This window comes from Micromonospora sp. NPDC047521, from assembly GCF_055587305.1.
Genome location: NZ_JBVJGN010000005.1, coordinates 255,873 through 270,018, shown reverse-complemented (window position 1 = coordinate 270,018; position 14,146 = coordinate 255,873). Strand labels below are relative to the sequence as shown.

12 protein-coding genes are annotated in these 14,146 nt (G+C 71.4%); 4 read left to right on the top strand and 8 right to left on the bottom strand.

Features of this window, described 5'->3' with window-relative positions; all coding sequences use genetic code 11:
• Window positions 1-14 precede the first annotated feature (14 nt).
• Window positions 15-1,412 carry a DM9 repeat-containing protein gene (locus ACZ6N8_RS14390; RefSeq protein ID WP_466010171.1) on the bottom strand — a complete coding sequence of 466 codons (1,398 nt, stop codon included), beginning with the start codon at window positions 1,410-1,412 and terminating at the stop codon, window positions 15-17.
• Window positions 1,413-1,474: 62 nt separating this feature from the next.
• On the bottom strand, window positions 1,475-2,176 hold the full coding sequence (locus ACZ6N8_RS14385; protein WP_466010169.1) for an ACT domain-containing protein: 702 nt from the start codon (window positions 2,174-2,176) through the stop codon (window positions 1,475-1,477).
• A gap of 145 nt (window positions 2,177-2,321) precedes the next feature.
• Here ACZ6N8_RS14385 and ACZ6N8_RS14380 point away from each other — a divergent pair, with 145 nt between their 5' ends.
• Both ACZ6N8_RS14380 and ACZ6N8_RS14375 read left to right on the top strand, forming a co-directional pair.
• On the top strand, window positions 2,322-3,392 hold the full coding sequence (locus ACZ6N8_RS14380) for a phosphotransferase family protein (protein ID WP_466010167.1): 1,071 nt from the start codon (window positions 2,322-2,324) through the stop codon (window positions 3,390-3,392).
• Complete coding sequence (locus ACZ6N8_RS14375) at window positions 3,392-4,603, top strand: acyl-CoA dehydrogenase family protein (protein WP_466010166.1); 1,212 nt, start codon at window positions 3,392-3,394, stop codon at window positions 4,601-4,603. The genes ACZ6N8_RS14380 and ACZ6N8_RS14375 overlap by 1 nt, the downstream gene beginning before the upstream one ends.
• 38 nt (window positions 4,604-4,641) lie before the next feature.
• Here ACZ6N8_RS14375 and ACZ6N8_RS14370 read toward each other — a convergent pair whose 3' ends face one another.
• The 6 genes from ACZ6N8_RS14370 to ACZ6N8_RS14345 form a co-directional block, all read right to left on the bottom strand.
• Complete coding sequence (locus ACZ6N8_RS14370; RefSeq protein ID WP_466010164.1) at window positions 4,642-5,688, bottom strand: LacI family DNA-binding transcriptional regulator; 1,047 nt, start codon at window positions 5,686-5,688, stop codon at window positions 4,642-4,644.
• Between the two features lie 82 nt (window positions 5,689-5,770).
• Entirely contained in the window at window positions 5,771-7,195 is a 1,425-nt protein-coding gene (locus tag ACZ6N8_RS14365; RefSeq protein WP_466010163.1) for a GH1 family beta-glucosidase, read from the bottom strand.
• Window positions 7,192-8,094 carry a carbohydrate ABC transporter permease gene (locus tag ACZ6N8_RS14360; RefSeq protein WP_387113194.1) on the bottom strand — a complete coding sequence of 301 codons (903 nt, stop codon included), beginning with the start codon at window positions 8,092-8,094 and terminating at the stop codon, window positions 7,192-7,194. Before ACZ6N8_RS14360 ends, ACZ6N8_RS14365 begins: the two co-directional genes overlap by 4 nt.
• A gap of 13 nt (window positions 8,095-8,107) precedes the next feature.
• Entirely contained in the window at window positions 8,108-9,094 is a 987-nt protein-coding gene (locus tag ACZ6N8_RS14355; protein WP_466010161.1) for a carbohydrate ABC transporter permease, read from the bottom strand.
• Window positions 9,095-9,208: 114 nt separating this feature from the next.
• Window positions 9,209-10,519 (bottom strand): ABC transporter substrate-binding protein, encoded by a 1,311-nt coding sequence (locus ACZ6N8_RS14350; RefSeq protein ID WP_466010160.1) that lies wholly within the window; start codon window positions 10,517-10,519, stop codon window positions 9,209-9,211.
• 266 nt (window positions 10,520-10,785) lie between these two features.
• On the bottom strand, window positions 10,786-11,340 hold the full coding sequence (locus tag ACZ6N8_RS14345) for a plasmid pRiA4b ORF-3 family protein (protein ID WP_466010159.1): 555 nt from the start codon (window positions 11,338-11,340) through the stop codon (window positions 10,786-10,788).
• A gap of 150 nt (window positions 11,341-11,490) precedes the next feature.
• Between ACZ6N8_RS14345 and ACZ6N8_RS14340 the strand changes: the two genes are divergently transcribed.
• Window positions 11,491-12,237: a pyrimidine reductase family protein gene (locus ACZ6N8_RS14340; protein ID WP_466010158.1), complete on the top strand. Its 747-nt coding sequence runs from the start codon at window positions 11,491-11,493 to the stop codon at window positions 12,235-12,237.
• Window positions 12,238-12,385: 148 nt separating this feature from the next.
• Window positions 12,386-14,137 carry an ATP-binding protein gene (locus ACZ6N8_RS14335; RefSeq protein WP_364374911.1) on the top strand — a complete coding sequence of 584 codons (1,752 nt, stop codon included), beginning with the start codon at window positions 12,386-12,388 and terminating at the stop codon, window positions 14,135-14,137.
• Window positions 14,138-14,146 lie beyond the last annotated feature (9 nt).

The window sequence follows — 14,146 nt, the reverse complement described above, 5'->3', positions numbered from 1 at the left end:
GCCCGGGTCCGCTGCTACGCGGGGCGGCCGCGGTAGCCGATGGGGCCCTCCCCGACCCGCTGGTAGGTGCCCAGGAACCCACGGTCGCCGAAGGCGACAGTGCCGTTGTTGCCGCGCAGGTGCCGCCAGGCCAGCCTGGTGGCCGGGCGGCCGGCCACGGTCACCGAGACGAGCAGGTCACCCGAGCGGTGCCACCCACCGGCCCAGCCCTCCTGGGTGGAGAACCGCCACGCCTCCTTGGCGACGGTGCCGCGCTGGGTCAGCCGGCCGCGGAACTCCTTCGGCTCCCCACCCGGCTGCCGCCGCCAGCCGTAGAAGGCTGCCTGCTGCTTCTCGAACGTGATCGCGTACTCGGCGCCGGACTCGTCGGCCCAGGCCACCTGCTCGAGGACGGCCTGCTCGCCGCGGTCGATGAAGATGGTGATGTCGCCGGCGTCGCTGGCGTACCGCAGCACCGGCTCGGCGATCGCCTGCCGTTCGAGGGCCAGTCCCGCCTGGTCGTGCGCGTGCATCGGGTCGATCGTCACCCGGTACAGCCACAGCATGCTGCGGGCGTCGACACCACTCTCGATGCGCAGCGTGTTCCGGCCGGCCGTCAACTCCTCGGCCGGCACCGCGAAGACCAGCCGTTGCGGGAGCCCACCGCCGTTGGGGATCCGCAGCCGGTTGGCCAGCGGCCTGCCGTTGAGGCGTACGGTGAGCGGGGCGTACCCGGGCGCCCGGGAGAGCATCGACGCGAGCGCCCGGATGGCGACGCAGGCCTCGCCGACGACGGCCGGGTCGGGCACGTCGAACTCCAGCTCGACCGACCCGCCGGCGCCGATGGCCAGGTGGTCGCCGGCGGCAGAGGAACGGTCGACGCCGGTGATCGCGACGTTCCCGACGCGGGGCGGCTCGGTGCCGAAGTCGGCGTAGGTGGGGTCCATCTGGATCCCGGACCGCCGCCCGCTCACCGGCGCGGCGGCCGGCGGCCGCAGCAGCACCTCGTAGGACCGGGCGGTACGTTCGGCGTCGTCGTATCCGATGTTGGCGGCGCGAAAGGCCCGCCGCACCTTGCCGATGCGCAGGGCGCCCGGCGCGACCGCTGCCCGGGCGACGTAGAGCGGTTCGCCGTCACTCTCGCGGCCCGCCGGCAACGCGTCCCCGGGCACCGCGCCACCGGACGCGATGCCCCAGACGCCGCGGTCCATCAGCACCTCGTACTCGTCGACGCGGACCTCCTCGCCGGCCCAGGTGGTCCGGGCCGCGCCCAAGGCCGGACGGACCTGGCCCGGGTGCACGCCGCCGTGCATCCGGACGCGGCACACCCACAGAGGCTCACCGTCCTCCTCGTACCCGTGCGGTACCGCGCCTGCCGGGATCGAGCCACCGCGGGCTGCCTCCCAGCGATATCCATCGAAAATGACGTCCACATCGGAGAGACTAGATCAACAGGTTCGGGCCTCGCGGACCACCGACCCCGGCGGGTGGCGGCTCAGGGGTTGGCGCTGACCGGGGGTGCGCCCACCAGGTCCAGCCGGTCCCCGAGGATCACCGCGCTGGCCCGGACGAGCTGGCTGAGCCGGTCCACCTCGGTGCTGTGGAAACCGGCGGCGTAGAGCGTGTCGCTGTGCTCGCGGGCCACCACGAGCACCAAACCGGCCCGGCCGAACGGCGCTATCGCGTGGTGGGTGCCGTCGGGGGTGGTCATCGACCGGCCCCGCAGCGGGGTCACCTCCGGCAACCGCAGGGGTACGGGGGTGCGCCAGCTCGCGTGCCCGACTGTGGCTCCACCGCTCCCGGTGCGCGACGCCCAGTCCACCGGGACCACGGCGGCCACCGCCCAGTCGGCCGCCAGCAGCCCGGGCACCGCGTCGACGAGGGTGGCCAGCCCGTCGGCCGGGTTGGCCGCGACCTGGGCCAGCAACTCCGCGTCCTGGCCGGTGGTGGTGGGCGCGCCGATCGCCCGCCACACGCCGTCCACCCGCACGCCCGGAATCGCCGCGAGGCCGGCCAGCAGACGCTCGACCCGAGCCGCGCCCGGCCACACCACTGTGAAGTCGTCCACCGCGCGCCCGCCGAGACGTTCGAGGACCACCACCTGGACGATGTCCGCGCCGGACACGCCAAGCGTGCGGGCGACCTGGCCGAGGGTGCCCGGACGGTCCGGCAGGGTGACCCGAACTCGCAGCAACATGTCTGTCCCTCCGCTCGGCGGGCCGGCGACGGCCGGCAGGCTGGTCACAGCCTGGTCGTTGACCATTTCGTCCCTGTTGCAGGGGCATGTCCCGAGCGGAAAATCTGACCTTGACAACGTGAGCGGGCTGCCATCAACTAGTCGGATGACTGATCCGGCCGTCGACGCACTCCGGCCCGGAGCAGTCCCGGCCGGCCTGGACCTGGCCCGGCTCGCCGACCACCTCGCGACACACCGGCCGGAGCTGGCCGCCGGGCCGCTGCGGGCCGAGTTGATCGCCGGCGGCAAGTCCAACCTCACCTACCTGCTGCGCGCCGGCGACCAGGAGGTCGTGCTGCGCCGGCCACCGCTCGGGCACGTTCTGGCGACCGCGCACGACATGGCCCGCGAGTTCCGGGTCATCTCGGCGCTGGCGCCGACCGACGTGCCGGTCCCGCGGGCGCTGCTGCTCTGCGCCGACCCGGACGTGATCGGCGCCCCGTTCTACCTGATGGAACGCGTACCCGGGGAGGTGTTCCGCACCCGGGCGCAGACCGACCCGCTGGGCGACGAGCGGCGCCGGGCACTCGCCATGGCGATGATGGACACCCTCGCCGCGCTGCACACAGTCGACCCGGCAGCGGTCGGGCTGAGCGACTTCGGCCGCCCCGAGGGCTACCTGGCCCGGCAGGTACGCCGCTGGGCCGGGCAGCTCGACCGCTCCCGCAGCCGCGATCTGCCCGGCATCGACGAGCTGCGCGACAGGCTCGCCGCGACCGCCCCGGAGGGCGCGAACGCCGGCCGGATCGTGCACGGCGACTACCGCCTCGACAACCTCCTCGCCTCCGCCGACCCGGTGGCCGTGCACGCGGTGCTCGACTGGGAGATGGCCACCCTCGGCGACCCCCTCGCCGACCTGGGGCTGCTCCTGACGTACTGGGACGTGCTCGGCGGCAGCGAGACGGCAGCCGGCAACCCGGTCGCCGACGGCCTCGGCCCGCGCGCCGGCTTCCCCAGCGGCGCCGAGCTGATCGACAGGTACGCCGGGCGCAGCGACGTCGACGTGGGGCCGCTGCACTGGCACGTGGCACTCGGCTGTTTCAAGCTCGCGGTCATCTGCGAGGGCATCCACTACCGGCACACCCTGGGGCAGACCCTCGGTGCGGGCTTCGACCGGATCGGCGACATGGTGGCACCGCTGGTCGTACACGGACTGACCGCCGCCGGGGAGCGGTGATGGACTTCGCGTACGACAACCGGACCGAGGAGCTGCGCGACGAGCTGACCCGGTTCCTGACCGAGCACGTCTACCCGGCCGAGCCGGTGCACGCCGAGCAGGTGGCCGCCGGCGACCCGTGGTCGCGTACCCCGGTTCTGGCCGAGCTGAAGGCCGAGGCCCGCAAGCGCGGCCTGTGGAACCTGTTCCTACCCGACAGGCGCTACGGCGCCGGCCTGACCAACCTCCAGTACGCGCCCCTGGCCGAGCTGACCGGGCGCAGCCCGCACCTGGCGCCGGAGGCGGTCAACTGCGCGGCACCGGACACCGGCAACATGGAGCTGCTTGCCGAGTTCGGCTCGGACGCGCAGCGGGAGCGCTGGCTCATGCCGCTGCTGGAGGGGGAGATCCGCTCCGCGTTCTGCATGACCGAGCCGGACGTCGCCTCGTCCGACGCCACGAACATCGCCACCCGGATCACCCGCGACGGCGACGAGTACGTCATCAACGGCCGCAAGTGGTGGTCGTCCGGCGCGATGGATCCGCGCTGCGAGATCTTCATCGTGATGGGCAAGACCGATCCGGACGCCGACCGGCACCGCCAGCAGAGCATGGTGCTGGTGCCCCGGGACACCCCGGGCGTGCACGTCCGTCGGGGCATGACGGTGTTCGGCTACACCGACGGGTCGCACGGCGGGCACGCCGAGATCGACTTCATCGACGTCCGGGTGCCCGCGGAGAACCTGATCGGCGCCGAGGGCGGCGGCTTCGCCATCGCCCAGGCCCGGCTCGGTCCGGGCCGGATCCACCACTGCATGCGATTGATCGGAATGGCTGAGCGAGCATTGGAGCTGCTCTGCAAGCGGGCGCTCGGGCGGGTCGCGTTCGGCAGGCCCCTCGCCGAGCAGGGCGTGGTCCGCGAGTGGATCGCCGAGTCCCGGGTGCGCATCGAGCAGGCCCGGCTGCTGGTGCTCAAGACGGCCTGGCTGATGGACACCGTCGGCAACAAGGGCGCGCACACCGAGATCCAGGCCATCAAGATCGGCACGCCGGCCATGGCGGAGTGGGTGATCGACAAGGCCATCCAGGGGTACGGCGGCGCCGGCGTCAGCCAGGACACCCCGCTCGCCGCCCTGTGGGCACAGACCCGCACCCTGCGCCTCGCCGACGGCCCCGACGAGGTCCACCGCAACTCCCTCGCCAAGCGCGAGCTCCGCCGCTGGGCCTCGTAACGCCCGTCCCGGAGCCTCCGCCCGCCCCCGGACGAGGGTCAGGCGGAGGCTCGGTGGACCAGTTGGGTGTCCAGGAGGATGTGCGGGGCGGGCAGGTCGTCGCCGCGGATGCGGGCCACCAGCAGACGGGCCATCTGCCGGCCCATCTCCTCCACCGGCTGGAAGACAGTGGTCAGCGGCGGTTCCGCCTGCCGGGCGATCGTCGCGTCGTCGAAGCCGATCACCGCCACGTCCTCGGGCACCCGCCGGCCGGCCTCGCGCAGGGTACGCAGCGCGCCGAACGCCATCAGGTCGGACGCGACGAAGACCGCGTCCAGGTCGGGGCAGGCGTCCAGGAGCCGGCGCATGGCGCTCGCGCCGCTGCCCTCGCTGAAGTCGCCGTACGCGATCAGGTCGGGGTTGACGCCGCCCCCGGTGGCCTTGACGGCCTCGGTGTAGCCGGCCAGACGGGCCAGGCCGGCGCCCATGTCCTGCGGCCCGGCGATGGTGGCGATGCGGCGCCGCCCCAGCCCGGTCAGGTACTCCACCGCCTGCCGGGCCCCGCCAACGTTGTCCACGTCGACGAACCAGGCCGGCTGAGCGCCGGGTTGCAGCATCCGGGCGGGCCGACCGCCGAGCACGGCGGGCAGGCCGCGCTCCTCCAGCAGCGTCGGCAGCGGATCGGAGTCGTGCAGCGACAGCAGCAGGACGCCGTCGACGTGCTGGTTGGTCAGGTGGTGCTCGACCCGCTCCCGCTCCACGGGCGACTGGGCCATGGCCAGCCAGAGCTGCATCGGTGTCTCGAGCAGCGCGGAGCTGATCCCCCGCACGATCGAGGCGAAGAACGGCTCGGTGAAGACCCGCTCGCCGGATTCGGACACCACAAGCGCGACGGAGTCGGTCCGCTGGGTGACGAGCGCTCGGGCGGCCCGGTTCGGCACGTACCCCAGCTCGGCGATGGCCTGTTGGACCGCGGCCCGGGCCTCCGGGCTGACCTGGGGCGAGCCGTTGACGACGCGGGAGACCGTGCCCCGGCCGACGCCGGCGCGCGCCGCGACCGCGTCGAGGGTCGGGCGCCCGAGCGACCGGGTGCGCTGCGTTGTCATCGTCTGCTCCTCCGACGGCGGGCGGGCCCGGTGCCACCAGCGGAAGGTGGACACCAGGACCGCCCTGATGGCTGGCCCGAGCCTATTGTGCGGCCAGACCGTTGCGTCGGATCACCGAGGCGTACCACCTGGCGCTGGACTTGGGAATGCGGACCTGACTGTCGTAATCGACATGGATCATGCCGAATCGCTTGGTGTAACCCCAGGCCCACTCGAAATTATCCATCAACGACCAGGCGAAGTAGCCCCGCAGGGGCACCCCCGCGTTGATCGCTTCGTGCGCGGCCCGCAGGTGGGCGTCGAAGTAGGCGAGCCGGTCGACGTCGTCGACCTGCCCGTCGACGACCTCGTCCACGAAGGCGGAGCCGTTCTCGGTGACGTACAGCGGCAGGTCCGTGTAGTCGTGGTGCACCCGGCGCAGCGTCTCGGTCAGGCCGGGGGCGTCGATCTCCCAGCCCATGTCGGTGACCGGGACGCCCCTGGTGACGAAGCGGACGTCCTCGCTGCCCGGCCAGCACGACGGGGCCGGGTCGGCCTCGACGCCCTCGACCGCCGCGGCGACCACGTGCCTGCTGTAGTAGTTGACGCCGACCATGTCCAGCGGCGTGGCGATGGTCGCCAGGTCACCGTCGCGCACGTGGTCGAAGTCGGTCACCGTGCGCAGGTCGGCCACCAGATCCCGGGGGTACGACCCACGCAGCAGCGGGTCGAGGAAGAAGCGGTTGGCCAACCCGTCGATGCGCCGGGCCGCGTCCACGTCCGCCGGCGCGTCACTGGCCGGGTCGACCGGGTAGAGGTTGACCGTCACACCCACCTCGGCGTCCGGCCGGGTGGCCCGCAACGCCTGCACGGCCAGGCCGTGGCCGAGCATCAGGTGGTGCCCGGCACGGACCGCGTCCGCGCCGTCGGTACGACCCGGCGCGTGCACGCCCGAGCCGTAGCCGAGGAACGCCGAGCACCACGGCTCGTTGAGCGTGGTCCAGTAGCGCACCCGGTCGCCGAGCGCGTCGACGACAAGCGTCGTGTAGTCGGCGAACCGCGCCGCGGTGTCCCGGGCCGGCCAGCCACCGGCGTCCTCAAGCGGCTGCGGCAGGTCCCAGTGGTAGAGGGTCAGCCACGGCTCGATGCCCTTGGCCAGCAGCTCGTCGACCAACCGCCGGTAGAAGTCCAGGCCGCGCTGGTTGGCCGCGTCGGTGCCGCCGGGCTGCACCCGCGGCCAGGAGACCGAGAAACGGTACGACTTCAGGCCCAGCTCGGCCATCAGCGCGACGTCGTCACCGACCCGGTGGTAGTGGTCGCAGGCCACGTCGCCGGTGTGCCCGGCGACGACCCGGCCGTCGGTGTGGCTGAAGGTGTCCCAGATCGACTTGGTACGGCCGTCCTCGGCCGCCGCCCCCTCGATCTGGTACGCGGCGGTCGCGGCGCCCCACAGGAAGCCGGGTGGAAAGGTCAACCCGGGCCGGTCGTCGAGGACACCGACGGCGGGCGGGCTGGCGGGGTTGCTCACGACTTGACGGCACCTTCCATGATCCCGCCGATGATCTGGCGGCCGAACAGGACGAACACGATGAACAGCGGAAGGGTGGCGATCAACGTACCCGCGAAGATCTGGGAGTTGTCCGCGAAGTACGCGGTGTTCAGACTGCGCAGCGAGATCTGCACTGTCGGGTTGGCCGGGTCGGCCAGCACCACGAACGGCCAGAAGAACTGGTTCCACTGCTCCATGAAGGTGAGCAGGCCGAGCACCGCCGCGGCGGGTCGCAGCGCCGGCACCACCACGTGCCAGTAGACGCGCCAGGTGGAGCAGCCGTCGACCCGGGCCGCCTCGATCAGTTCGTTGGGCACGGCCTGTTCGGCGTACTGGCGCATCATGAAGATGCCGAAACCGCCGATCAGGAACGGCACCGTCACCGACGGCATGGTGTTCAGCCATTCCAGCTTGGCCATCAGGATGTACAACGGCAGCACGCCGAGCTGGATGGGGATCATCATCGAGGCGAGGATGATGAGCAGCAGCGCGTTCTTGCCCCGGAACTTCAGTTTCGCGAACGCGAACCCGGCGAGCGAGCCGAAGAAGACTGTCGCCACGGTGATCGTGCCGGACACGAGGAACGAGTTCATCAGGCCCTTGACGATGTTCGCGTCGCCGTTGTCGAGCACCCGCTGGATGTTCTCGCCAAGCTTGCCGCCGGGCAGGAACGGCGGCGGCCAGGAGTTGGCCGCGTCGCTGGTCCGCGAGGCGATGACGATCATCCAGTAGAACGGGAACAGCGACAGGATCACGCCGAGGACGAGCCCGACCCAGGTCAGGGGGCTGGCCGTCCAGAGCTTCTCCGCCCGGTGGCGGATGCCGGTACGTCCGGTCGGCGGCAGCGCCGCCGGTGGTCGCAGAGTGGTCATGGTCATGGGTGCGCCACCCTCACTTGTCGGAGCTGATTCGGCGGGCCAGCAGGTAGTTGAGCAGTGAGACGGATGCGATCAGCACGAAGAGCACCAGGGCGACGGCGCCCGCGTACCCCCAGCGGAACCGCTGGTTCATCACGTCCAGCAGGTACATCGTGATCGTCTGGAACTGCCCCTCCGAGCCACCGGAGAGTGCGCCCGAGCCACTTGTGAACATGAGCGGCTCGGTGAAGAGCTGCAGACCGCCGATCGTCGAGATGATCAGCGTGAAGATGATGGTGGGGCGCAGCTGGGGAATGGTGATCGACCAGAACTGCCGGCGCCGGGAGGCGCCGTCGAGGGCCGCGGCCTCGTACATGTCCTTGCTGATCGACTGCATCGCCGCGAGGTAGATCAGGGCGTTGTAGCCCACCCACCGCCAGTCGACCATCGTGGAGATGGCGAACCAGGACGCGAACCGGTTGGCCCGCCAGTCGATGGGGCCGAGGCCGACGAGGTCGAGCAGCCAGTTCACCAGGCCGAACTCGCGGGCGTAGATCATCGAGAAGATGAGCGCCACCACGGCGGTCGAGGTGATGATCGGCATGGCGATGGCCAGCCGGAAGAACATCTGCCCCCGGATACGCCGGTTCAGGGCGTTGGCCAGCAGCAGGGCGATGAGCAGCTGCGGAATCGTGGACATGAGGAACATCCCGAAGGTGTTCACCACGGCGTTCCAGAACTGCGGGTCGTTCGTGAACAGCTCGACGAAGTTGTCCACGCCGACGAAGCTGATCGTGGCGTTCAGCGGTGACCTGTCGGTCATCGCGATCCAGAACGTGTAGATGATCGGGTAGACGCCGAAGATCGCGAAGAGCACGAAGAACGGCAGCACGAAGACGTACGGGGTCAGGCGCAGGTCCAGCCGGTTCAGTAGCCGGCCACGCTGCGAGGAGTGCCGCGGGGCGGGCCGCGGCCCGCGGGGCGGTGCGGCCGGCGGCGCGGTGGTCTTCAGAGAGCTCATGAACGGTCCTTCACACTTGGCGGCACCGTCGCGGGCGCCGCGGCAGGGCGTTCCGACGCGGGTTCACGGGTGGTGCCGGAGTCCGGCACCACCCGTGAGCGCGTCGACAGCCGGTTACTTGCCTGCTGCCTCGCCGTTCTTCACCGCGTCCTGCCAGGCCGCGTCGGCGGCCTTGCCCTGCTCGACGCTGCGCAGCGCGTTCTCCACCGCGTCGCGGACCGCCTGGTTCTTCGGGCCGAGGTAGACCGGCTTCAGCTCCTTCGCGCCGGCGGCGAAGATCTTGCCGATCGGCGCCCCGCTGAAGTACTCGTTGGTCGCGGCGAGCACGGCCGGGTCCTCGAGGGCCTGCGGCGACGAGGGCAGGTTACCGACCTTCTTGAACGCCTCGGTCTGGCTCTTGGCGCTGGTCAGGAACTTGGCCAGCTCCGCGGCCTCCTTCTGGTGCTTGCTCGACTTCGGCACCGCCAGCCAGGAGCCGCCCCAGTTGCCGCCGTTGCCGGGTGCCTTGGCCACGTCCCACTTGCCGGCCGCCGCGTCACCGGCCTGGCCCTTGATGACACCGGTCATCCACGCCGGGCAGCCGATGGTGGCGAAGCTGCCGTTCTTGAAGCCGGCGTTCCACTCGTTGGAGAAGCTCTTGAGGTTGTTCGACAGACCGGCGGCGGTCATCTTGGTGGTCAGCTCGAACGCGGCCCGCACGTCCGGGTTCTCTCCGACGGTGAGCTTGTTGCTCTTGTCGAAGTAGGTGTAGCCCGTGCCCGCGCCGGCCTTCTGCATGAGCACGATGTTGTAGAAGTTCGTGGCCGAGTCGACGAACTTGTGCTTCTTGTCGGCGGCGGTGAACTTCTGCCCCTGGGCGATGAACTCCTCCCAGGTCGGCCAGAGCGCGCCCACCTGCTCGCGGTCGGTCGGCAGGCCGGCGGCCTTGAACAGGTCGCTGCGGTAGCAGACGGCCATGCCGCCGACGTCGGTGCCGAGGCCGAGCACCTTGCCGTCCGGCGTGAGGCCACCCTCCCACTTCCAGGGCAGGAAGTTGCTCTTCAGGTCGTTGGCGCCGTGGTCGGCCAGGTTCACGAACTTGTCGGCCTGCGCGAAGAACTGCACGATCGTGCCCTCTTCGAGGGCTACGACGTCGCCGGCGCCCGCGCCGGCGGTGATCTGCTGCGTCAGCCGGGTGTTGTAGTCGCCCAGGCCCAGGCCCTTGCCGCGCTCCTGGATGGTGACGTTCGGGTGCTCCGACTGGTACTGCTTGTAGAGCTCCTCGTACCCGAAGCCCTGGTCGCCGAAGACGTCGACGACCAGAGTGACCTTGCCGCCGTCCGATCCGGACGACGAGTCGCTGTCGCCGCAGGCGGTCGCCGCGGCGAGCACGGCGACGGACGCGAGCGCGACCGCCGCAAAGCGGCGGCGTGAGGTGACGCTCATCCTGACCCCTCTCAAGTGGTGAGGCTTGGTGTCGTGTGTGGCGGGGGATGCTGCAACGCCCCTGCTGTCGCCCTGCCGGTGGCCGGGGCGTCGTGGGGGGAGCCGTGAAGGAGATGTCCGCCACTCCCCCCGGGAGCGCTCCCATGAGATTGCCGGGGCACCCCCGGGGTGTCAATAGACCAATGGGAGCGTTCCCAGATCGTTACCGCCCTGTTTCGGGCTTATGCCCTGGGCGAGCGCTGCCTGGTGGAACCGGCCGAGCCGGCTCAGCAGAAGCGGCGCAGCAACGTGGTCGTACGGCCGGGGTCGAAGCGGGACGGGTCGTAGCCGGCACCCGCCCAGTCACGCAGCAGGGCGTACCGCGGATCGGCCAGGACATCGGGATCGTCGAGCGCGACAAGCAGCGCCTGGTGGCCCGCCGGCCCGCCGATCCCCTCCGGCGGGCAGGCCCGCTCACCGTCCAGGCAGACCGGGTACCGCTCGTCCGGGTCCGCGGTCAGCGCGTCCTCGACGACCAGGTCGTGCTCCCACCAGTCACCGAAGTCGTACGTGTAGGAGAAGCGGCTCCCCTTGCCGAGCACCGCGTCCAGCCGGACGTCCAGCTCGTCGTCGAGCGCCAACTCGCCGTCCGGATCGGGTTCGCCGTACTGCACGGCGCCGATCTCGAACGAGTGCAGGTGACAGTCGTGCCAGCCCATGGCGTGCTGCACCACCCGGTGCAGCCGGTCCAGCGTGTAACCGGCCGGCACGAGCACCCGCCGCCACACCGGCGGACGGACACCGGCGAGGGACATCTTCAGCTGGAAGATCTGACGCGGCATGCTGTCCTGTCCTCCCGCGGCTTAGGCTGCCAGCATGATCTGCCGAGCGTGCCGGGCCCGGCGACACGGTGACTGCCCGGGCCGGAACTGGTGCGACTGCCAGCACCGTACCGCCCAGCCGACCCCTCCCGTCACCGGTCCGGCCGGCGAATGACGGTCGGAATCCCGATTCGACGGCTCTGGCCCGAGCCGTCGACCGAGCCGCTCGACGACGCCACGCTGACCAGCCTGTACGCCCGCGCGGGCCGCCCCCGGCTGCGGGTCAACTTCGTCTCCAGCCTGGACGGCGCGGTCACCGTCGACGGCTACTCCGCCGGGCTCTCCGGCGAGCCGGACAAGCGGGTGTTCGGGCTGCTGCGGATGGCCTGCGACGCCCTCGTCGTGGCCGCCGGCACGCTGCGCCACGAGGGGTACCGAGCGGTCCGGCTCGACGAGCGCCGTCGCGCCTGGCGCCGCGAACACGGGCTCGCCGCGTACCCGACGCTCGTGGTCGTCTCCGGCTCGCTCGACCTGGACCCGGCGCAGGCGGCCTTCGCCGACGCGCCGGTCCGCCCGATCGTGCTCACCCACGCCGACGCCGACCCGCCGCCCGGGCTTACCGACGTCGCCGACCTGCTGCGCTGCGGCACCGGGCGGGTCGACCTGGCCGCAGGCCTCACCGAGCTGCACGGTCGCGGGCTGACCCAACTGCTCTGCGAGGGTGGCCCGCACCTGCTCGGCGCGCTCACCGCCGCCGACCTGGTCGACGAGCTGTGCCTGACCGTCTCGCCGCTGCTCGCCGGCCCCGGCCCGGGCCGGATCACCGCCGGCGACGCGGCACCGCCCCGGCACCTGCCGCTGCGGCACGTGCTCGCCGCCGACGACGGCGTCCTCATGCTCCGCCACGCCCGCCCGTGACGCGCCGTCACCCGTTCACACACTGAGCGTCGTGAGTGTGACGCCGCCTGGTGTCGTCCGCCGCGTCGCGTGGCGACCTGTCGTACTCCTCGGGCAGGATGCACGTCATGCGCGCCGACTGTGATGCCCGAGCGACCCGGGTCGCCCGATGACCGACCCCGACCTCGACAGCCCTGGCGAGGCGGTCGGGCGGGTGCTGGGCACCGCCGACGCGACCCCGTTGCAGTTCTGGACGGCCGTGGCGCCCGGCAGCTACCTCCAGCTCGACGACGTGGTGGTCACCCGACGGGAGCTGCCCGAGCGGGAGCCGGTGACGATCGCCGGGGTGGTCACCCAGGTCCGCGCCCGCCACGAGGGCGCGCAGTTCGACTCGGACGTGTTCGCCATCGCCGACGGCACGCTGCCCGCGCAGGTGCAGGAGGCAGCCGAGATCACCACCACGCGTGTCGACCCGGAGTTGTACGTGCCGCCGACCCCTGGCGCGGTGGTGCACCGGGCCGAGGGCGACGCCCGCGCACGCGCGCTGCACTTCGACCGGATGGAGCGGCGCATCCCGATGGGCATGGGCCGCGACGGGGTGCCCGTCTACCTCAACGCCGACTTCCTCGACGGCAGCCGGGGCGCGCACGTGTCGATCTCCGGCATCTCCGGGGTGGCCACCAAGACCAGCTTCGCCACGTTCCTGCTCTACTCGGTGTTCCGCTCCGGGGTGCTGGGCGGCGACGCGGTGAACGCCAAGGCGCTGATCTTCAACGTCAAGGGTGAGGACCTGCTGTTCCTCGACCACCCCAACACCCGCCTGGACGAGCCCACCCGCGCGGCGTACGCGAAGCTCGGGTTGAGCGCCGGAGCGTTCCCCGACGTGCGGGTGTACGCCCCTCCGCGCCCCGGCGACTCGTCGGGCACTCCCGACGTGAGCAGCCGGCTCACCGGCGTCGACAGCTTCTACTGGACGCTCGCCGAGTTCTGCGCCGACCGCCTCCTGCCGTACGTGTTCGCCGACGCCGACGACGAACGCCAGCAGTACACGATGGTGGTCCACTCGGTCACCGCCCACCTGGCCCGGTACGCCCAGCCGGCCGACGGCGGAGTGAGCATCGACGGGGTGCGGCTCGGCTCGTACGGCGACCTGGTCGACCACATCGTCGATCAGCTCAACGACGACGAGACCCGCTCGGACTGGGCGGGCAGCGCGGTGGGTCTGGGCACCGTCAACGCGTTCGCCAGGCGGTTGATCGGCAGTAAGAAGGACCTGGCCCGGCTGATCCGTGGCGACCTGGCCACCCGCCGCCCGCACTCGATCAACACCAGCGAGTCGGCGCAGGTGACAGTCGTCGACCTGCACAACCTGCCGGACCGAGCGCAGCGGTTCGTGGTCGGTGTGACGCTCAAGAGCGAGTTCGAGCGCAAGGAGAAGTCCGGCACCGCCAAGCCGCTGCTCTTCGTCGTCCTCGACGAACTCAACAAGTACGCCCCCCGGGAGGGCTCCTCCCCCATCAAGGAGGTCCTGCTCGACATCGCCGAGCGGGGCCGCTCGCTGGGCGTGATCCTGATCGGCGCGCAGCAGACGGCGAGCGAGGTGGAACGCCGCATCGTCACCAACTCGGCGATCCGGGTGGTCGGCCGGCTCGACCCGGCCGAGGCGTCCCGACCGGAGTACGGTTTCCTGCCGCCCGCGCAGCGGCAGCGGGCGCTGCTGGCCAAGCCGGGCACCATGTTCGTCAACCAGCCGGACATCCCGGTGCCGCTCTGCCTGGAGTTCCCGTTCCCGGCGTGGGCGACCCGGGTTTCCGAGGCGGGCCGGGCACCATCGGAGACGCTGCGTTCGATCACCCAGTCCGCCGACCCGTTCGCCGTGGTGGGCTCCGGCGGCGGCACCGACGACGACATCCCGTTCTAGGCAGAGGCA